The sequence below is a fragment of the Mycobacteroides chelonae genome, assembly GCF_016767715.1.
In the GTDB taxonomy this organism is placed as follows: Bacteria; Actinomycetota; Actinomycetes; order Mycobacteriales; family Mycobacteriaceae; genus Mycobacterium; species Mycobacterium gwanakae.
On record NZ_CP050145.1, the window covers coordinates 3130042 to 3148746 of the forward strand.

Sequence of the window (18705 nt, forward strand, 5' to 3'; positions counted from 1 at the left end):
AGCCGCTACTTCAGTTCCAGCAGGCTGGCGGCCAGCGCCTGCGGCACTCTGGCGATCACCCGCGTGCCGGCCGCGAGGTGCTCGGTGGATTGCACATGCCCGTCGGTATGGATCCGGGCCACCAAGTCACCACGCTCATAAGGGACGACCACGTCGACGGGCACATCGCCACGGGGCACCGTCTCGGCGAGCGCGTCGCGCAGCTTGGCAATGCCGTCGCCGGTGTGCGCCGACACGAACAGCGCTTTGGGCAGCGCACGACGCAACTGCGCCAGGGCAAGATCACTGGCCGCGTCGATCTTGTTGATCACCAACAGCTCCGGTGCCGCCGACGAATCGTGATCCGCGACGACGTCGCTGATGACCGCACGCACCGCTTCGATCTGGGCCAGCGGCGCCACGTCCGAGCCGTCCACCACATGGACCAGCAGGTCGGCGTCGGCCACCTCCTCCAGAGTGGACCGGAAGGCCTCGACCAACTGGGTGGGCAGGTGCCGTACGAAACCGACGGTGTCCGTGATGACGAATTCGCGTCCGTCGTCAAACGTTCCGCGGCGGGTTGTCGGTTCGAGTGTTGCGAACAGTGCGTCCTGGACCAGCACCCCGGCTCCGGTGATCGCGTTCAGCAGGCTCGACTTACCGGCATTGGTGTAACCGACGATGGCGATCGAGGGCACATCGCTTTCGAGCCGACGGCTGCGCTTGGTGTCACGCACCTTCTTCATGTCGCGGATCTCGCGACGCAGCTTGGACATGCGCTCACGGATTCGGCGCCGATCGGTCTCGATCTTCGTCTCACCGGGGCCGCGGGTACCCACGCCGCCACCGGCGCCTCCGGCACGACCACCGGCCTGACGAGACATGGATTCACCCCAGCCGCGCAGTCGCGGCAGCATGTATTCCATCTGCGCCAAAGACACCTGGGCCTTGCCTTCGCGGCTGGTGGCGTGTTGGGCGAAGATATCCAGAATCAGCGCGGTGCGATCGATGACCTTGACCTTCACCGCTTTCTCCAAGGCCACCAGCTGCGCCGGGCTGAGCTCGCCGTCGCAGATCACGGTGTCGGCACCGGTGGCCAGCACGATCTCCCGTAGCTCTATCGCCTTGCCAGAGCCGATATATGTTGCCGGATCGGGCTTTTGGCGACGTTGAATCAAACCTTCGAGCACCTCGGATCCTGCGGTTTCGGCCAGCGCGGCGAGTTCGGCCATGCTGGCGTCGGCCTCCTGGGACGTCCCGTCGGTCCAGACACCCACCAGCACAACCCGTTCCAGGCGCAGCTGCCGGTACTCGACCTCGGTGACGTCGGCAAGTTCGGTGGAGAGCCCCGCCACACGTTTGAGTGCCGCGCGGTCTTCGAGGGCGAGTTCGCCATCGGTGGGTGTCTGATAGGTCGTCGAATTCATGTCTCTGCTGTCTGCTCTTCGCGCGAGTCGCTCGTCGCGCACCGATGCTCCCACCGGTGGCTCATCGATCGCATCCGAATTATCCGCAGGAGCCAATGCCGCCCCACCATTCGTCGGAAATCTCACCGTCGGCCAACAGCATCGAAGGCCCGCGCAGGAAGCTGGACTCTGCGGTGACCGTCACCCGGACCTGTCCGCCCGGGATGTTGACGACGATCTCGCCGGTCGACTGCCCCAGGTGGCGCAGCGCCGCATAGGCGGCCGCCACGGTTCCCGTTCCGCAGGAACGTGTCTCACCGACACCGCGCTCGTGGACCCGCATGTGTACCGCACCGACGGCAGCGTCCGTGCCGTTCACGGGGGCCGTGAGCACCTCGATGTTCACCCCGTCGGGAAACAGGACCTCGTCAAAGCTGACCTGGGCACCCACGTCGAGTATGCGGAGATCCTCAACGGTCAGATCCGGGTCCACACACGCCAGATGCGGATTGCCGACGTCGATGGCGAGGCCGGAGAACCGCCGACCGCCAACACTTGCCTCGCCGGCGCCGAATTCCTTCACCGGCCCCATGTCGACGGTCACATCGGCCGTGAGCTGGCTCCACGAGTTGATACGTACCGGCCGGGGCCCGGCCAGGGATGCGACCACGAACTCGTCCCGGTGTTCCAGCCCCACCGAACGCAGGTAGTGCGCGAACACCCGCACGCCGTTACCGCACATCTCCGCGATGGAACCGTCCGCATTGCGGTAGTCCATGAACCAGTCTTCGCTGCTCACTCCGGCAGGCTTCTCGTCCAGCACCCCACCCTCGAGGGCAGCGCCCACGGTGGTCACGCGCAGCACGCCATCGGCCCCAAGGCCGCGTTGCCGATCGCATAACGCCTGAACGGCGGGCACCGTCAGATCCCGCTTGGTGTGGATGTCGGGCAACACCACGAAGTCGTTCTGGGTGCCGTGGCCCTTGGTGAACTTCACGTATTCGAGGATAGGCGCCACCGCGACTCAATTTCGCCGCAGAGTGCTCCTGCATCGCCGCCGTCGCCCGCGAGCCACATGATGCGGTGATCGCGGCCGAACCACGATCGCTGACGACGCACGTAGCGCCGGGTGCCGATGAATGTCAGTTCCCGCGCCTGCGACAGATCATCGGAGCCTCCCCCGGCGTCCAAAGCCGCGATCACCTGGGCATATCCGATGGCCCGTGACGCGGTCACGCCCTCGCGCAATCCGGCGTCCAGCAGCTGCTCGACCTCCGCGACAAACCCCTGCTCGAACATCAGGTCGGTGCGCCGCGCGATCCGATCATCGAGTTTCGATGTCTCCCAATCTAATCCGACGATCAGGGTGTCCCAGCGCGGGGCCCCGATGGTGGGTGCCGACGCCGCGAACGGCTGCCCGGTGAGCTCGATCACCTCCAGTGCCCGCACCGTGCGGCGTCCGTCGGTGGGCAAGATGATGGCTGCCGCCGCCGGGTCGCGCACCGCAAGTTCGGCGTGCAGCGCGGCGACTCCGATCTCCGCCAGCCGCTGCTCCCAGCGGGCCCGCACATGCGCATCGGTGGCCGGAAACGCCCAATCATCAAGCAACGCTTGGATGTACATCATCGATCCGCCGACGATCACGGGCACATGCCCGCTCGCCAACAAAGTGTCGATGGCCGCGACGGCCTTCTGCTGATAGGTCGCGACGGTGGCGGTCTCGGTCACCTCGAGCACATCGAGCATGTGATGGGGAATGCCCCGGCGGTCGGCCGTAGGCACCTTGGCCGTACCGATATCCATGCCGCGGTACAGCTGCATCGCGTCGGCGTTGACGATCTCGCCACCCAGTCGCTCGGCGATATCCAATGCGAGTGCCGATTTGCCTGTAGCCGTGGGGCCGATGACCGCGATGGGCCGCATCACGACACCTGCCAGGTGCCCGCGAAGTACCCGACCCCGTACGGGGAGCCCTGGTAGAGACACTGAGCTTGGACCTGATCGGACCCCACCAATCCGCCGAGCACCTGGTAGACGGAGCCCCCGGTGATGACATCCGATACGCGGTGCAACGCGGCCGCGTCCCCCTGGGTGAGCGCATCGACAAGGTCCTGCTGCGCGGCACCGGACTCGGGCCGGTATCCCCCGGGCGCCTTGTCGGTGAGGGTGTTGGCGCCGTCGGCGATGACGAGCACACCCGGAGGCGTCGGCATCGCGTGGATCTCGTCGCGCAATGCCCGCCCGATGGCGGCGCCATCCGTGCCCGAGACCAGTCGCGCCTCCACCGCAGCGGCTGGCACCTGCGCCCGCAGCCATCCGGCGATGAGCACAGGCAGTGGGAGTTGGGTGGGTCCGGATATCGTCGAAGACAGCGAAACACGCACGTCAACCCCGTATCCGGCGAATGTGCCCGATACTTCGCTGCCATACCGTCCGTCCCCCGCCCCAATGGCTATCCACTGTGTGGGCAGACTTCGCACCGCAATGATGGCGGCCTCGCGCAGCTCGGCGGTTTCCTGGGCAGCCTCTCCGCCCAGCTCGGGCACCAGCAGCGGGGTCGACGGGCAGATCGCTATCGAAAGAGCCACGGCGTTAGGAAACCTTCGGGGTCGTCGGTGGCGTATTTCCGGTCGTTTCACTGACCCGCGCCTGCAGGACCGCCTCGCTGCGCGCCAGTGCCGCCGTCGCAGCAACCATGATCACCACTGCGAACACGAGCATCATGGCGCCAAAGGTATTGGTGCGAAACGATTCACCTAGTACCAAGATGCCCAGCAACGAGGCGACCACGGGCTCGGTCACCGTCATCGTGGGTAGCGAGGCCACCAAAGTCCCAGCGTGGAAGGCGGACTGCTGGAGCGCCACCCCGGTAATGCCGACCGCCGCCAGCGCGTAGCTTTCCGGGTTGATCAACAGGCGGACAATGCCGTGGCCAAGCGAATCGACAACACCTTTGGTGAGAACGGCCATCAGTCCCCACATGATCCCCGACGCCACCGCCAGCAGCACCGCCCGGCGCGGCCCGGGCCACCGCCGGGCGCCCTCCAGACACAGCAGCGTGACGGGTCCGATGACGGCGGCAACCTGCATCCACAACTGCGGTGTGGCATGTGGCATGCCGGCCACCGGGTTGCCCACCGACACCACCACGGAGATGGCGCCGGCAAGCAGAATCGCGGCTCCCCACTGGTATCCGGTGACCCTGCGTTTGGCCCACCGCGACTCGATGACCAGCGCGAACAGCAACGAGGAAACCATGATCGTCTGCACCAGCACAACCGAGCCCACACCTAGCGCGGCAGCCTGCAGCCCGAAGCCCACCAGGCTGATCAGCGTGCCCAGCCACCAGGGCCAATGCCGCAATAACGTGGTGATGGGACCCAATGCGCCGATATCATCGGCGGGCACGGCGTGGGCAGTGCGCTGGTGGATGACATCGCCGAACGCGACAGCCGCGGCGGCTCCGACGGCGAGTGCCGACGCGATATCCGCCTGGGACATCGCGGCCTCCTTGCGGAATCATCTGGCATATGTTCGCCCGTGCGGCGATGACACCTGTTTGAATGAACGGTGTAGTGAGCTTAGGGCGCCGTGTTGCGCGGCAACAATTGTAGGAAGAGGTTTCATGTCCGATCAGACCCAGCCGGAACTCTCAACACAGCAAGAGAGCGTTGCCCCCGTCCCCCGGCCGGGGCCGAAACCTCATCCGATGCCGCGGCGTCCCGCGGCATCGGCGCCCACCCCTGCTGCTCACCACGGTGACCCGCACAAGTTCGGCCGCGTAGATGACGACGGCACCGTCTGGCTGATCACCTCCGCCGGCGAGCGTCAGATCGGGTCGTGGCAGGCCGGGGATGCCGACGCGGCGTACTCGCATTTCGGCCGCCGATTCGAAGACCTGGAGACGGAGATCCAGCTGCTGGAACTGCGGCTCGGCTCGGGTTCCGGCGATGCACGCAAGATCAAGACCGCTGCCGAGCACTTGGCGCAGACCCTGCCCACCGCCGCTGTCCTCGGCGATGTGGACTCGCTCTCGGCACGGCTGTCGGCGCTCGTGGAGTCCGCAGATACCCAGGCGGCAGCAGCACGCGCGCAGCGCGATGAGGCGCGTTCAGCGAGCATCTCCCGCAAGGAGGAGCTTGCCGCCGAAGCCGAGGAACTGGCGACCAACTCCACCCAGTGGAAGGCTGCCGGCGACCGGATCCGCGCCATTCTCGACGAGTGGAAATCCATCCACGGCGTCGACCGCAAGACCGACGACGCCCTGTGGAAGCGGTACTCGACGGCACGCGAGACGTTCAACCGCAGGCGCGGCGCACACTTCGCCGAGCTCGATCGCGAACGCGCCGGGGCACGGGAGAAGAAGGAAGACCTGTGCAAGCAGGCCGAGGCACTCTCGGATTCCACCGACTGGGGTGCCACCGCGGCCGCGTTCCGGAACCTGCTGAATGACTGGAAGGCCGCCGGGCGGGCTCCCCGGGAGACCGACGACAACCTGTGGCACCGTTTCAAGGCTGCTCAGGACAAGTTCTTCTCGGCGCGCAATGCCGAGTCCGCCTCCCGCGATGCCGAATTCGTGGCCAATGCCGACGCCAAGCGCGCGTTGCTGGTCGAGGCCGAGAAGATCGATCCGGAGACCGATGTGGATGCTGCTCGGGCGGCGCTGCGGGCCATCGGCGACAAATGGGATGCCATCGGAAAAGTGCCGCGCGAGCAGCAGACCGATCTGGAACGGCGGCTGCGCGCGGTGGAGAAGAAGGTGCGCGAAGCCGGCGAGTCCGGCTGGGGCGACCCGGAGGCAGAAGCCCGTGCCGAGCAGTTCCGTGATCGCGCACGCCAGTTCGAGGAGCAGGCCGCCAAGGCGGAGGCTGCGGGCAAAGCCAAGGATGCCGAGAAGGCCCGTGCCAGCGCCAAACAGTGGCAGGAATGGGCCGATGCGGCGGTGGCCGCGGTCAAGAGCCGCTCGCGCTAGTTACTGCGCGCCCTCGTCGTCCTCGAAAGCGTCATCGAGGAACGTGCGCTGATCGCGTTTAGCGGCCTCGCGGCGCTGCTGCTCGGCCGCCAGCTGCACGGCGGTACGCGACCACACCACACGCGCCCAGTGGAAGGTCAACAGGATGACGGCGATCCAGGCGACCACCAAACCGATGCCCGGCCCGGGATGTCCGGCTCCGGCGGTCTGACGGGTCCAAATCGCAAGCATGCCAATCACACTGGCGACAAACGAGCCTGCCAGTGCGATCCAGGACAGCACCCAGCGGCGTGTCAGTAATGCCAGCATGGAAAACCCGACACCGAAGACCATGGCAAGCCAGACGAAGATCCTGGACGGCACCCGCACCGATTCCTGGTCTGCGATCGCGCCGTTGACCAGAACGTCGAACCCTCTGGCGTGTCCGGTATGCGGCAGTACGAAGGTCAGCAGCAAGGCGAAGACCAGGACAGCCACCACCATGGCGCGGGCGCCCGGATCGATCTCACCGGCGACTTTTTTCTCGGCCGCATCGATGTCCCTGCGGAACTCCTCGAATTCGGCGTCTTTTCCGGATTCCGCGTCACTCATAGCCCGCACCCTGCAACCTCAATCTGCTCTGCCGCCTTCGGGACTCCGATGGCCGGCATGCCCAAGCCAATTCCCGATGTGGACGGCTTCTTGCCGGTTTCGTGTGCATTACCCGCCTGGGTGCGCCGATGACTGAGCACTCCCCCGTCGGCGATCAGGTGATGCGGTGCCGCGCCGGTCACGTCGGCGGTTATGACGTCTCCGGGCCGCAGTTCCCCATCGATGTGCCCCTGCGGCCGGAAGTGCACCAGCCGGCCGTCGCGGGCGCGCCCGCTCATCCGCGCGGTCTCACCGTCCTTGCGCCCTTCCCCGGTGGCGATCAGCACCTCGATCTGTCGACCGATCTGCTTTTGATTCTCTTCCAGCGTGATGGACTCCTGTAACAGGATGAGCCGGTCATAGCGTTCCTGCACAACGGCTTTCGGCAGCTGGTCGGGAAGATCGGCAGCAGGGGTACCGGGCCTGATCGAGTACTGGAACGTGAACGCGCTAGAAAAACGTGCCCGCCGCACGACCTCGAGTGTCTGCTCGAAGTCTTCTTCGGTCTCCCCGGGGAAGCCGACGATGATGTCGGTGGTGATCGCGGCGTCCGGCATGACCGCACGCACCTTGTCGATGATCGACAGGAAGCGCTCGGAGCGGTAAGAACGGCGCATCGCCTTCAGGACGCGGTCTGAACCGGACTGCAGCGGCATATGCAGCTGCGGACACACATTGGGTGTCTGCGCCATGGCTTCGATGACGTCGTCGGTGAATTCGGCGGGATGTGGTGAGGTGAAACGCACCCGTTCCAGCCCCTCGATGCGGCCACAGGCACGCAGCAGGTCGGCGAAAGCGCCACGATCACGGGCGATGTCGGGATCGGCGAAGTTGATGCCGTAGGCGTTGACGTTCTGCCCGAGCAGCGTCACCTCCAGCACACCCTGGTCCACCAGAGCCTGCACCTCGGCGAGGATGTCACCGGGACGACGATCGATCTCCTTGCCGCGCAACGAGGGCACGATGCAGAAGGTGCAGGTGTTGTTGCAGCCCACCGAGATCGACACCCAGGCCGCATAGGCCGATTCGCGCGTCGCGGGCAGCGCGGACGGAAAGTGCTCAAGGGCCTCGACAATCTCAACCTGGGCCTCGTTGTTGTGGCGCGCGCGTTCCAGCAGCGTGGGCAACGAACCGATGTTGTGGGTGCCGAAGACGACGTCGACCCATGGCGCCTTCTTGAGCATGCCCTCGCGATCCTTCTGCGCGAGGCAGCCGCCGACAGCGATCTGCATGTTCGGGTTGGCGGCCTTACGGGGCGCCAGGTGGCTGATGTTTCCGTACAGCTTGTTGTCGGCGTTCTCGCGTACCGCGCAGGTGTTGAAGATGATGATGTCGGCGTCGGTGCCGTCGGGGGCCTTGACGTATCCGGCCGCATCCAGGAGGCCCGACACCCGCTCGGAGTCGTGCACATTCATCTGGCAGCCGTAGGTGCGGACCTGGTACGTCCGGACCGCCGATTGATCGGAAGTCACGGTACTGGTCACGGACTTATGGTACGTGCCCGCGTTCAGGCCGTTTCTCGCGCCGATGGGCGGCGGTTCCGCCACCGCGGCGTCATCGCACCCCGCGCTCCGGAACATGCCAGCCCTGCCACCAATCGTCGATGCTGCAGACGGCGTTCACACCTATCCACATCCACCAGCCGGCCCATATCCACGACTCCGGGTGCCCGGGCGCGGCGAATGCTTCGAGAACACCGAGCACGACGACCATCACGATCAGCGCGGCGACGACCGCGAAGGAGATATCTCGCCGCGGCCGGGGCCGCTCGAGAATCTCGCTGTCGCGCAGATGCCGCCCCGCATCGACGGTCACCTGCCTCGATGGCGTGACCAAACGCATTAGCGAGCTGGGCAGCAGAAATAATCCGCAGACCAGCCCGAAACTCGCCGCGATCCAGCCCCAGGTCGTTGCCCCGTTGATCACCGCGACCGGAAAAGACGCTATGAACAGAACAGATGCGAGGACTCTTGCGGACGCCTTGATTCGCGGGCCTTCGACGGAAGACCGCCGTCGCGTCCACATGGCCCCAGTATTGCAGATGTTTGCTGACGTCGGTCAGGCGAGGTGCCGGATCGCGGACCGTCCTATTCGCGGACCCCGGCGTTCCACGCTGCAAAAGTGTGGGGAACCCGTATTGTCTGACCATGCCGGTGAGCACCGACACCTCAACGAGCGGGGAAAACGCCCCCGCAACAAGCATCCCGATGATCTCCCTTGAGCATGTCGACAAGCACTTCGGCGACTTGCACGTCCTCAAGGACATCACCCTGGAAATCCCACGCGGTCAGGTCGTTGTCATCCTCGGGCCTTCCGGCTCGGGCAAGTCGACCTTGTGTCGCACCATCAATCGCCTCGAACCCATCGACACCGGCACCATCCGAATCGACGGCAAGGCCCTTCCCGAAGAGGGACGCGCGCTGGCCAACCTGCGCGCGGAGGTAGGGATGGTCTTCCAGTCCTTCAACCTCTTCTCACACAAGACAATTCTCGACAACGTGACGCTCGCGCCCATGAAGGTGCGCAAGAAGGACAAGGAATCCGCGCGCAAGCACGCCATCGAGCTGCTGGAACGCGTGGGCATCGCCAGTCAGAAGGACAAGTACCCCGCCCAGCTGTCCGGCGGGCAGCAGCAACGCGTCGCGATCGCCAGATCGCTGGCCATGGGCCCCAAGGTCATGCTGTTCGATGAGCCCACCTCCGCGCTGGACCCCGAGATGGTCAACGAGGTTCTCGATGTCATGGTGTCGCTGGCCAAAGAGGGCATGACCATGCTGGTGGTGACCCATGAGATGGGATTCGCCCGTAAGGCCGCAGACCGCATCATCTTCATGGCCGACGGTGCCATCGTCGAAGACACGGACCCGGAAAGCTTCTTCACCAATCCCAAGTCCGAACGCGCCAAGGACTTCCTCGGAAAGATCCTCGGCCATTGATCGGCCGCTTACGCGAAGAAGCTCAAGCACTGATGCGACGGCACATCGCGCTGGTGGCGGCAGTTGCCTTGGTGACCGCCCTCGTCAGTTCCTGCGGCAGTACCGAGCCACGTCAGCTGCTTGGATCGATCCGGGGCGGAACCGTCGTCCTCGGTACGAAATTCGATCAGCCCGGGGTGGGCTTGCAGCACCCCGACAAAAAGATGAGCGGATTCGACGTCAAGATCTCCGAGTACGTCGTCAACGCCATCGCCGACGAACTCGGTGTCAAGCACCCGGCCATCCGCTGGTATGAGACGCCGTCGGCGCAGCGCGAGCAGCTCATCGACAACGGCACGGTGGACATGATCGCAGGGAGTTACTCGATCAACTACAGCCGCGCGCAGAAGGTGTCGTTCGCGGGCCCCTATCTCATTACCTACCAAGGGCTCCTGGTACGCAAGGCCGATGACTCGCTGACCACATTGGATGACCTCAACCGGGGCAAGAAGCTGTGTTCGGTGTCCGGATCGACGCCCGCACAGAACGTCAAGAATCTGCTGACCGGCACACAGCTGCAGGAGTTCGATTCGTACTCCTCGTGCGTAGAAGCACTGCGGCGGGGCAAGGTCGATGCACTCACCACCGACGAGACCATCCTGGCCGGGTACGCCAAGCGGTACGAGGGTGAGTTCAAGCTGATTCAGATGAACTACGAGCTGAGCAAGCCGTTGTGCATCGGGAAACCCAAGAAACAGAAGAAAAACGGTGACCCGTTCTCCAGGGAGGTGTACGGGATCGGTCTGGCCAAGGGCGATACCGCAGCCATCGAGGCCATCGACCGCGCACTCGACAAGATGATCGCCAGCGGAACCTGGGATGCCGATCTGCGGGAAGCTCTCGGCGACAGCACTATCGATGATTGGGAGAAGCGCGCCACCGGCGGCACCTACGCGCTGCGGCCCGATCCCTCACCGGCTGCGGTCGAGAAGATCACCGGTGTGAAGCCCGTCGCCGACAAGGCGTGTGAGGCCGCATGAACGCGCTGTGGGCGAACATGGGGCCGCAGCTATGGCCGGCGTTCTGGACGACGCTCAAGCTGACATTCTTTTCTGCGATAGGCGCCCTGGTGTGGGGCACACTGCTGGCCGAATGCCGGGTCTCACCGGTGCCGATCATGCGAATCTTCGGCACCTGGTACGTCAACCTGGTCCGCAATACCCCGCTGACCCTGATCATCTTGTTCTGTTCGGTGGGGCTATACCAGAACCTCGGCATCGCGCTGGCGCCCGAGAACTCCAACTTCATCAGGAACAACAACTTCTGGCTGTCTGTTCTCGGCTTCTCTTTGTACACGGCAACTTTCGTATGCGAGACGCTGCGCTCCGGCTTCAACACCGTTCCGTTGGGCCAGGCCGAGGCAGCCCGGTCCCTCGGATTGCCGTTCTGGAAGGTCTTGACGCTCATCGTGTTACCGCAGGCCATGCGGTCGGTCCTGGCCCCCATGGGCAGCGTGCTGATCGCGCTGGTGAAGAACACCTCGATCGCCTCGGCGATCGGGGTGGCCGAGGCGGCCCTGCTGATGCGGTCGGAGATCGAGCTGTTCGCCGATCAGATCGTCTGGATCTTCCTCATCATCGCGGCGGGATACATGGTGATCACGTTGACGATCGGACTGACCTTCGGATACTTCGCGAAGCGATTGGCGGTGAAGCGATGACCGGCAGCGCCACCGTCATGTACGACGCGCCCGGCCCAAAGGCCAGGGCGGTCAATCGGATCATCGCCGTCGTGTTCACCGCGCTGGTGGTCGCCGTCGGCGCGTGGGTGATCTGGACACTTATCGCCAATGAGCAGCTGACCGCCGAAAAGTGGTCGCCCTTCCTGCAGCCCGACACGTGGACGACCTACATCCTGCCCGGCCTGGTGGGCACCATCAGCGCGGCGGCGCTGTCGATCATCTTCGCGCTGGTCCTCGGCGCGGTGCTCGGCATCGGCCGGCTCTCCGAGCACCGGACGGTGCGCTGGATTTCCAGCGCCCTCGTCGAGTTCTTCCGGGCGATCCCCGTGCTCATTCTGATGGTGTTCTCGTACTATCTGTACGGGCAGCAGGCAGTGTTCCCGTCCGAATACCTGGCGTTCGCTGCCGTGGTGACGGGACTGTCCCTCTACAACGGCTCGGTCATCGCCGAGATCCTGCGCTCGGGCATTCAATCGCTTCCCAAGGGGCAGTCCGAGGCCGCGGTGGCGCTGGGCATGCGCAAGTCGCAGATGATGCGACTGATCCTGCTCCCCCAATCGATCGCCGCAATGCTGCCCGCATTGATCTCTCAGATGGTCATCGCGCTGAAAGACTCCGCGCTGGGCTATGCCTTCGGTTACATCGAGGTGGTGCGGTCGGGCATCCGGTCGGCGTCGTACTACGGAAACTATCTGCCGGCGCTCGTCGTGGTGGCGATCATCATGATCATCATCAACTTCGCACTCTCGTCGCTGGCCACCAACATCGAGCGGCAGCTGCGTGAAGGCCGAAAGAAGAAGAGTCTCTTAGAGGTTCCGCACGCACAGCCCGAACCGGGATTGGTCACCAAGGACCTGTTGGAGACCCGCGGCGTGGATCCCGCTCATCAGGATCTACGCCGGGATTACGGGGAGTAACTACCGGATCGGCAGTGGCGACTCGTCACCGGCCGGGCGCGGACCGAAGATGCGGCGTTCCCTCTCGGCGATCGGGGTGTCGTTGATGCTGGCCTCTCGCCGTGACATCAGCCCTTCGGCGGTGAACTCCCACAACTCGTTGCCGTAGCTGCGCCACCACTGCCCGGCCTCGTCGTGCCATTCGTATTGGAAGCGCACCGCCATCCGGTTCTCCCGGAATCCCCACAGCTCCTTGCGCAGCGCGTATCCGTTCTCCCTGGCCCACTTGCGGGTCAGGAAGGCGACGATCTCAGCGTGTCCGGTAATGAACTCGTCGCGGTTTCTCCATACCGAATCCTCGGTGTACGCGGTGGCTACGATCTCGGGATCACGTGTGTTCCAGGCATTCTCGGCGGCCCGGACCTTCAGGTGGGCGGATTCAATGTCGAACGGTGGCAGCGGTGGACGCATCATGTGTCTTTCTTTGTCAGAGAGGTGGGTTGGCGGGCGAGGGATCTGCTTCACCCCACCGTAGGGGGCTGGCGTTGACGGTCTCGACGACCTCGTCGATGGTGAAATCGACAGAGCATTGCGCACCGGGGGCGAAGGTACCCTCATCCCAGTTGAGACGCGCGGTCCCTGTGAGCTGCAGAGTTGATCCGTTGCGCCAGTTCGGAATCAGCAGACCACACCGGGGATCGACGTGCAGGTTCCCCAGCGTCATGAACATGGAGTTGCCTAGGTAATCGGGCCACCGCAGCTCGCGTGGTGAGAGCACCCGCAGGAACCCTGAATTGCCGCCACGGTGCGACGCGTCTGCATTGCCTTCTCCATCGGCGGTGCCGATGATGAAGGTATCCGTTGCAGAGATCAATTGCTGCTGTTCGTCGTTCAGAGCAGTCGCGTGGCGCGGCTCTCCGGGCAGCCCCGGACCGATCCCAAGTACATCGCGTCGCGCGATGTACTTGGGGCAGTTCGAATACACCTGATCGGTGGTGACGATAAGACCCCGCCTCGACGGCACGGCGGTGCCGTTGACACGCATGCGGCGCCGGCGCTGCGGCTGCAACGCGATCATGCCAATCTTGCGCTCCGATTGCAGTGGCTCGGCCAGCGGGTCGCCGGGGTCCGGCACACCGTCAATCGCGATGGTCTGGGCATCGGTGGCATGCGCGAAACCCGGTGGCCCGACGATCTGGCTCGCCCACATCCGGCCAGCGTCATCACGTGCCGACACGAACACCAGGGGCTGGGCGGCCAGAAAGGCCGCCGCAACCCCCGGTATCTGCGCCGAAATGATCCGCCCGACTCGAATAGCGCTGTCGGACTGCCCCATTCGGCGCTGTACGGCAAGCTCGCCGGAGTGGTACGTCATCTCAGAAGAATCCGCATGTCGGCGCGTCGCCAGCTGGCGCCCCATGCTGCTCGACGCCCGTCGCCGCGAATACCTCGAGACGAATCCCATCGGGGTCGGTGAAGAAAATTCCACCCGAGGATGCGCCCTCCTGGTGCGCCACCACGCCCTCATGCACGAAAATCGTCGACAGTTCCTTCAAGACCGCCTCCACCTCACGCACCTGCTGCACCGAATCCACTTGGAACGACAAATGGTGCAAGCCCGGTGTCACCGCCGAGAATTCCCCGTTGCTTTGCTCCCAGAGGGTGAGCACGGGACCGTCGCCGAATCCGAGGAAGGCGAACCGCTGTGCGCCGTCCTCGTTGGCCGCAAGTTGCTCGAATCCGAACGCCTGTCGATAGAACGAGACCGACCGCTCCAGATCACTGACGTTCAATCCGATATGACCGGTGGCCACACGAGGCGCGATGACAGTGCCCATAAGAGATCCTCTCTAACCAATAAAATTGCGTTACCGGTTAGACCGTAAGCGCGAAGAGCCCCCACTGTCAACCATCTATCCAATTTCATCGGTTAGAATTCATGCAACACACTCCCCCAGAGAGGAGGCGGCTAGCCTCAGGCCATGTCCGATCCACGTCCCCATCTCGGCGAACCGCTCGCACTGGACCTGTTGAACACCCGGTGGATGAGCGGCGACGGACTGCAGGATCTGCTCAGCACGCTTGATGGCGTACGAATCTGGCTGTGTACCAACAATCTTCATGATCGATGCACCGCCAACGAGAAGACCCAGGAGGCGTTGCTCTTTGCGCGCGACGCCATTTATCGCGCGGTGAAGGATGATCAGGGCAACGAGATCAACGCGGTGCTCTCCCACGGCGCGATCCGCCGCTCACTGACCCCCGACGGGCCGGTAAACACCGCCGAGGTGCCCGAATCGCATTGGCTTCCGGGTTGGCTGGCGGCCGACAACCTATTGACCCTGCTATCCGACTCCTCCGATCGGATCAAGCAATGCGCTCACCCACACTGCGTTCTGTTCTTCTATGACACATCCAAGAACGGCGCGCGCCGATGGCATTCCATGGCGACCTGCGGAAACAGGGCGAAGGCCGCACGGCATTACGCCAAGAACACCTAAATAGCCTTCACAGCTGCATCACAGGACCGATTCTTACTCAACTATCACAATCGGAGTATTACGTAACAGGTATCACTTCGTTACCATAACCCTCATGCGAAACATCGTATTGGCCGTTGGCGTGTCCGCCGTTTTCGGAGCGGCGTGCGCAGGGGCTGCACTCACGGGTGCGCCGGTGGCCTACGGAGCTCCGTTGAACTTCGATTGCCTGCAGGTCGCGACACCGGTTGGAATGAATCTCACCTGCGTGAACCCGACTCCGTTCACCATGGACGCGCACTTCAAGGGGAATTGTGGTCCGCTCCCCATGCTCAATGAAGACACCGAGATCGGGCCATTCAAGACGATCTCCCGCCAGGTCCCGTGCCTGCCGGGCGTGCAGTCACCGTCGGCCGAAGCGTCGATGAGCATGAGATCCAACGCGCCGGACGAAGGCAACCCACCGCCCGAGGCCCCGGCACGTCCATTCGGTCTATAAGCAGTCTGCGCGCGCCACTACCCGACGTCGCGTCGGTCTTGTTCGGAAGCAAGGGCGTTCTTCACCACGTCATAGGCCATGGATTGGCCGTATCCGCGGCGCGCGAGCATGGCGACCAATCGCCGCGCGGCTTTGATACCCCCGTCGTCGAGATTTTCTGACCGGAGTTTTTTGGCGACAAGCTGTGCCGCACGTGACCGCTCGGCGTCCCCGTCGATCTGCGCAAGGGCCGCGGCCGCATTCTCGGCCGACACTCCCTTGGTCCGAAGCTCCGCGGCCAAGGCGCGCTTGCCTTTTCCTGCGTAGGTATGCCGGGACTGCACCCATTGAGTGGCAAAGTCGGCGTCATTGATCAGGCCGGCGGTCGCCAACCGTTGCATGATTCGCGTGGAAACCTCATCGGGGTACCCGCGCCGAGTGAGCCTTTCGGTCAACTCGGCGCGGGTACGCGCGCGACTTGTCAACAGGCGAAGGCAGTATGACCACGCCTGCTCGTCCCGCGAGTCAACCGGTTCACGCGTCGGGGCTTCGGGTACCGACGCGACCCGGGCTCGCAGTTCGTCTAGGGATTCCCTGGAAGGAGAATCAGAAATCGACTGGGGCCGGGACGACTTCGTCATCGGTCAGCACCGCTCCGATACCAAGCTTTTCCTTGATCTTCTTCTCGATCTCGTTGGCGACATCGACGTTCTCCAACAGGAAGTTGCGGGCATTTTCCTTGCCCTGACCCAATTGCTCACCCTCGTAGGTGAACCAGGAACCGGACTTGCGGATGAAGCCCTGCTCCACGCCCATGTCGATGAGCGACCCCTCCTTGGAGATGCCCTTGCCGTAGAGGATGTCGAACTCGGCCTGCTTGAACGGCGGCGACACCTTGTTCTTGACCACCTTGACGCGAGTGCGGTTACCCACCGCATCGGTGCCGTCCTTGAGGGTCTCGATACGGCGCACATCAAGACGCACCGACGAGTAGAACTTCAAAGCCTTACCACCGGTGGTGGTTTCGGGCGAACCAAACATCACACCGATCTTCTCGCGGAGCTGGTTGATGAAGATCGCGGTGGTACCCGAGTTGTTGAGTGCACCGGTCATCTTGCGCAGGGCCTGGCTCATCAGACGAGCCTGCAGACCGACATGGCTGTCACCCATCTCACCCTCGATTTCGGCACGAGGCACCAAGGCCGCCACCGAGTCGATCACGATAAGAGAGATGGCGCCGGAACGCACCAGCATGTCGGCGATTTCCAGAGCCTGCTCACCGGTATCCGGCTGAGAGACGAGCAGCGAGTCGGTATCGACACCGAGCTTCTTGGCGTATTCGGGGTCGAGCGCATGCTCGGCGTCGATGAACGCAGCGATACCGCCGGCGGCTTGCGCGTTGGCGACCGCGTGCAGCGCGACGGTGGTCTTACCCGAGGATTCCGGTCCATAGATCTCGACCACGCGGCCACGAGGCAGGCCACCGATACCAAGCGCCACATCCAGCGCGATGGATCCGGTCGGGATCACGGAGATGGGCTGACGCACCTCGTCACCCAGCCGCATGACCGAGCCCTTACCGAAGCTCTTGTCGATTTGTGCGAGCGCGAGTTCAAGCGCCTTCTCGCGATCCGGTGCCTGCGCCATGGTGTTCTCCATTTCGTCTCGGTGTTCGAAGATCGGTCCGATTCGGTTGCCGATCGGTTGAGGTGGACGCTAACCGACCCCACCGACAAGCGATCTACCTGCACGGATCGTCTCTTCGACTGCAATCAGAGTAAGGCGAACATCTGTTCGAATCAAGCAGGCGCGCCGATGCGGCGTGTCATCGAGTCATCACCACTGATCGCGTGGGACATCGAAATCGGCACATAGCGCCCGCCACACATCCCGCGGCTCCACCCCGTCTTCGACTGCCTGCGACGCCGTCCGTCCACCGAGGGCGGTCAACACATGGTCGACCAGTACCGACGAGCCGTAGACCCGACCGAATCGACCGGTGACAAGCTCATGAAACTCCGTCAGACGCACACGGTCACCTTAGGGCCGCCACCACGTCCTGGCACACCCGTACCGGATCTGTGACGTCCGCGGCACCGGCAGCAGCCCGGCGTGCTGCCTCGGTGTAGCGCTGCTCACCCAGCACCTTGCCGATCGCCGCCGCCATAGCCTCGCAGGTCAGCGGTCGCACCAGCTCAGCACTACCTTGCCGCACAACACGATTCGCCAACTCCCACTGGTCGCCGCCGCCAGGAACAACCACCGCAGGCACCCCGGCCAGCAATGCCTTGCTCAGAAAGCCGTGTCCCCCACCGCAAATGGCCAAATCGGCACCGGCGAGCAAAAGATCCTGACGCGCCAGCCCGGCAATCGCCCACGAAGGCAGGCCCGACGCGGGCGGATCCAGCGCGGACACAACCACGCGCGCACCCACTGAATCCAAAGCCCGTATCGCCAGTTCGGACATCCCTTCAGCTCCGGTGAAGGCCGTCGACGGTGCGATCACCACCACCGGTCCCGTACCCAACGGCGGCTGCAGCGCAGCGTCGGTGGGCTCCCAATGCAGGGGGCCCACCAGGACCGCCTCATCCGGCCAATCGGGACGCGGCACTTCCAGCGCGGGCAATGTCGCGATCAGCCGTCGGACGGGTCCGGGGTCGCGGGCGGGCAATCCGATCTCTACCCGCGCCTGCGAGCGCTGCCGCAAGCCTTCATCGATCGACCTTTGCGTCAACCGACGCATCAACCCGTCACGCAGCCTGCCACGCAAGCCCTCACCAGGAGCCAGTCCACTTCCCAATGGCGGCAATCCTTTTGACGGCAGGTACAGCGGATGCGGGTTGAGTTCCACCCACGGCACACCGAGCAACTCACCGGCCATGCCTCCGCAGGCGGTGATCACATCGGAGACGATGAGATCCGGCGCCAGTTGCCCCAACTGATCGAGATTGGCCAACGCCATATGGGCCGCCCGCTGATGGATCTTGGCGCCCGCGTCTGCGTCGTCATCGGCAACCCGGGGCTGCAGTCCCAGAAGCTCTACCGACTCGAGTCCGGCGGCACGGGCCTGATCGAGCCAGCGCGTTCCCGTCAACAACACGGGGTCGTGCCCGGCCGCCGCGAATTTCAGGCACAACGCGATGGCGGGAAAGGCATGCCCGGGATCCGGACCGGCGACCACGGCAACACGCACCGCCCTACCCTGCCA

22 protein-coding genes are annotated in these 18705 nt (G+C 64.2%); 7 read left to right on the plus strand and 15 right to left on the minus strand.

The genetic code is table 11. From position 1 onward, the window contains the following. Nucleotides 1–5 precede the first annotated feature (5 nt). The 5 genes from hflX to HBA99_RS15365 all read right to left on the minus strand — a co-directional run bounded on the left by hflX (nt 6) and on the right by HBA99_RS15365 (nt 4886). Entirely contained in the window at nt 6–1406 is a 1401-nt protein-coding gene (gene hflX / locus HBA99_RS15345; RefSeq protein WP_057968340.1) for a GTPase HflX, read from the minus strand. A gap of 79 nt (nt 1407–1485) precedes the next feature. Continuing rightward, nucleotides 1486–2382: a diaminopimelate epimerase gene (gene dapF / locus HBA99_RS15350; protein WP_070923688.1), complete on the minus strand. Its 897-nt coding sequence runs from the start codon at nt 2380–2382 to the stop codon at nt 1486–1488. Continuing rightward, entirely contained in the window at nt 2379–3308 is a 930-nt protein-coding gene (gene miaA, locus HBA99_RS15355; protein WP_070923687.1) for a tRNA (adenosine(37)-N6)-dimethylallyltransferase MiaA, read from the minus strand. Before miaA ends, dapF begins: the two co-directional genes overlap by 4 nt. Continuing rightward, entirely contained in the window at nt 3308–3973 is a 666-nt protein-coding gene (locus HBA99_RS15360; RefSeq protein ID WP_057968343.1) for a class III extradiol ring-cleavage dioxygenase family protein, read from the minus strand. The genes miaA and HBA99_RS15360 overlap by 1 nt, the downstream gene beginning before the upstream one ends. A 4-nt stretch (nt 3974–3977) precedes the next feature. Further along, nucleotides 3978–4886, minus strand: coding sequence for a DMT family transporter (locus HBA99_RS15365; RefSeq protein WP_057968344.1), 909 nt, complete (start codon nt 4884–4886; stop codon nt 3978–3980). A gap of 124 nt (nt 4887–5010) precedes the next feature. Between HBA99_RS15365 and HBA99_RS15370 the strand changes: the two genes are divergently transcribed. Beyond that, nucleotides 5011–6357 carry a DUF349 domain-containing protein gene (locus HBA99_RS15370; protein WP_078322147.1) on the plus strand — a complete coding sequence of 449 codons (1347 nt, stop codon included), beginning with the start codon at nt 5011–5013 and terminating at the stop codon, nt 6355–6357. Here the strand turns inward: HBA99_RS15370 and HBA99_RS15375 are convergent, their stop codons facing one another. From HBA99_RS15375 to HBA99_RS15385, 3 genes are all read right to left on the minus strand, one after another. After that, nucleotides 6358–6948 (minus strand): Rv2732c family membrane protein, encoded by a 591-nt coding sequence (locus tag HBA99_RS15375; protein WP_057968346.1) that lies wholly within the window; start codon nt 6946–6948, stop codon nt 6358–6360. After that, a complete protein-coding gene (gene miaB, locus HBA99_RS15380; RefSeq protein ID WP_070923740.1) occupies nt 6945–8471 on the minus strand; it encodes a tRNA (N6-isopentenyl adenosine(37)-C2)-methylthiotransferase MiaB in 1527 nt (508 codons plus the stop codon). The genes HBA99_RS15375 and miaB overlap by 4 nt, the downstream gene beginning before the upstream one ends. Before the next feature lie 70 nt (nt 8472–8541). Further along, the gene (locus HBA99_RS15385) at nt 8542–9012 is read right to left on the minus strand and encodes a hypothetical protein (protein WP_057968347.1); all 471 of its coding nucleotides are present in this window, start codon (nt 9010–9012) and stop codon (nt 8542–8544) included. 182 nt (nt 9013–9194) lie between these two features. Here HBA99_RS15385 and gluA point away from each other — a divergent pair, with 182 nt between their 5' ends. The 4 genes from gluA to HBA99_RS15405 are packed head-to-tail and all read left to right on the plus strand — an operon-like array spanning nt 9195 to nt 12560. Continuing rightward, nucleotides 9195–9923 (plus strand): glutamate ABC transporter ATP-binding protein GluA, encoded by a 729-nt coding sequence (gene gluA / locus HBA99_RS15390; RefSeq protein WP_030093828.1) that lies wholly within the window; start codon nt 9195–9197, stop codon nt 9921–9923. Beyond that, nucleotides 9923–10942 carry a glutamate ABC transporter substrate-binding protein gene (locus tag HBA99_RS15395; RefSeq protein WP_078322211.1) on the plus strand — a complete coding sequence of 340 codons (1020 nt, stop codon included), beginning with the start codon at nt 9923–9925 and terminating at the stop codon, nt 10940–10942. Before gluA ends, HBA99_RS15395 begins: the two co-directional genes overlap by 1 nt. Then, complete coding sequence (locus tag HBA99_RS15400; RefSeq protein WP_030093830.1) at nt 10939–11622, plus strand: amino acid ABC transporter permease; 684 nt, start codon at nt 10939–10941, stop codon at nt 11620–11622. The genes HBA99_RS15395 and HBA99_RS15400 overlap by 4 nt, the downstream gene beginning before the upstream one ends. Further along, entirely contained in the window at nt 11619–12560 is a 942-nt protein-coding gene (locus HBA99_RS15405) for an amino acid ABC transporter permease (protein WP_078313547.1), read from the plus strand. Before HBA99_RS15400 ends, HBA99_RS15405 begins: the two co-directional genes overlap by 4 nt. Here the strand turns inward: HBA99_RS15405 and HBA99_RS15410 are convergent, their stop codons facing one another. Genes HBA99_RS15410 through HBA99_RS15420 form a run of 3 tightly spaced genes read right to left on the minus strand, consistent with a single transcriptional unit; the run spans nt 12561 to nt 14377 of the window. Next, nucleotides 12561–13013: a nuclear transport factor 2 family protein gene (locus tag HBA99_RS15410; RefSeq protein WP_070952693.1), complete on the minus strand. Its 453-nt coding sequence runs from the start codon at nt 13011–13013 to the stop codon at nt 12561–12563. It lies immediately after the preceding gene. 13 nt (nt 13014–13026) lie between these two features. Further along, nucleotides 13027–13914, minus strand: a complete 888-nt coding sequence (locus HBA99_RS15415) for a pyridoxamine 5'-phosphate oxidase family protein (protein ID WP_070923685.1) — start codon at nt 13912–13914, stop codon at nt 13027–13029. 1 nt (nt 13915) lies between these two features. Then, entirely contained in the window at nt 13916–14377 is a 462-nt protein-coding gene (locus HBA99_RS15420) for a VOC family protein (protein ID WP_070923684.1), read from the minus strand. 144 nt (nt 14378–14521) lie between these two features. Here HBA99_RS15420 and HBA99_RS15425 point away from each other — a divergent pair, with 144 nt between their 5' ends. Next, nucleotides 14522–15040 (plus strand): CGNR zinc finger domain-containing protein, encoded by a 519-nt coding sequence (locus HBA99_RS15425; RefSeq protein WP_070923683.1) that lies wholly within the window; start codon nt 14522–14524, stop codon nt 15038–15040. A 94-nt stretch (nt 15041–15134) separates the two neighbouring features. After that, on the plus strand, nt 15135–15518 hold the full coding sequence (locus HBA99_RS15430) for a hypothetical protein (RefSeq protein ID WP_046254088.1): 384 nt from the start codon (nt 15135–15137) through the stop codon (nt 15516–15518). Nucleotides 15519–15535: 17 nt separating this feature from the next. Here HBA99_RS15430 and recX read toward each other — a convergent pair whose 3' ends face one another. The 4 genes from recX to HBA99_RS15450 form a co-directional block, all read right to left on the minus strand. After that, on the minus strand, nt 15536–16138 hold the full coding sequence (recX, locus tag HBA99_RS15435; RefSeq protein WP_078322150.1) for a recombination regulator RecX: 603 nt from the start codon (nt 16136–16138) through the stop codon (nt 15536–15538). After that, a complete protein-coding gene (gene recA, locus HBA99_RS15440) occupies nt 16104–17144 on the minus strand; it encodes a recombinase RecA (protein ID WP_046255862.1) in 1041 nt (346 codons plus the stop codon). The genes recX and recA overlap by 35 nt, the downstream gene beginning before the upstream one ends. A gap of 189 nt (nt 17145–17333) precedes the next feature. Next, nucleotides 17334–17528: a DUF3046 domain-containing protein gene (locus HBA99_RS15445; protein ID WP_030093842.1), complete on the minus strand. Its 195-nt coding sequence runs from the start codon at nt 17526–17528 to the stop codon at nt 17334–17336. Nucleotides 17529–17532: 4 nt separating this feature from the next. Further along, complete coding sequence (locus HBA99_RS15450; protein ID WP_070923682.1) at nt 17533–18690, minus strand: glycosyltransferase; 1158 nt, start codon at nt 18688–18690, stop codon at nt 17533–17535. Nucleotides 18691–18705 lie beyond the last annotated feature (15 nt).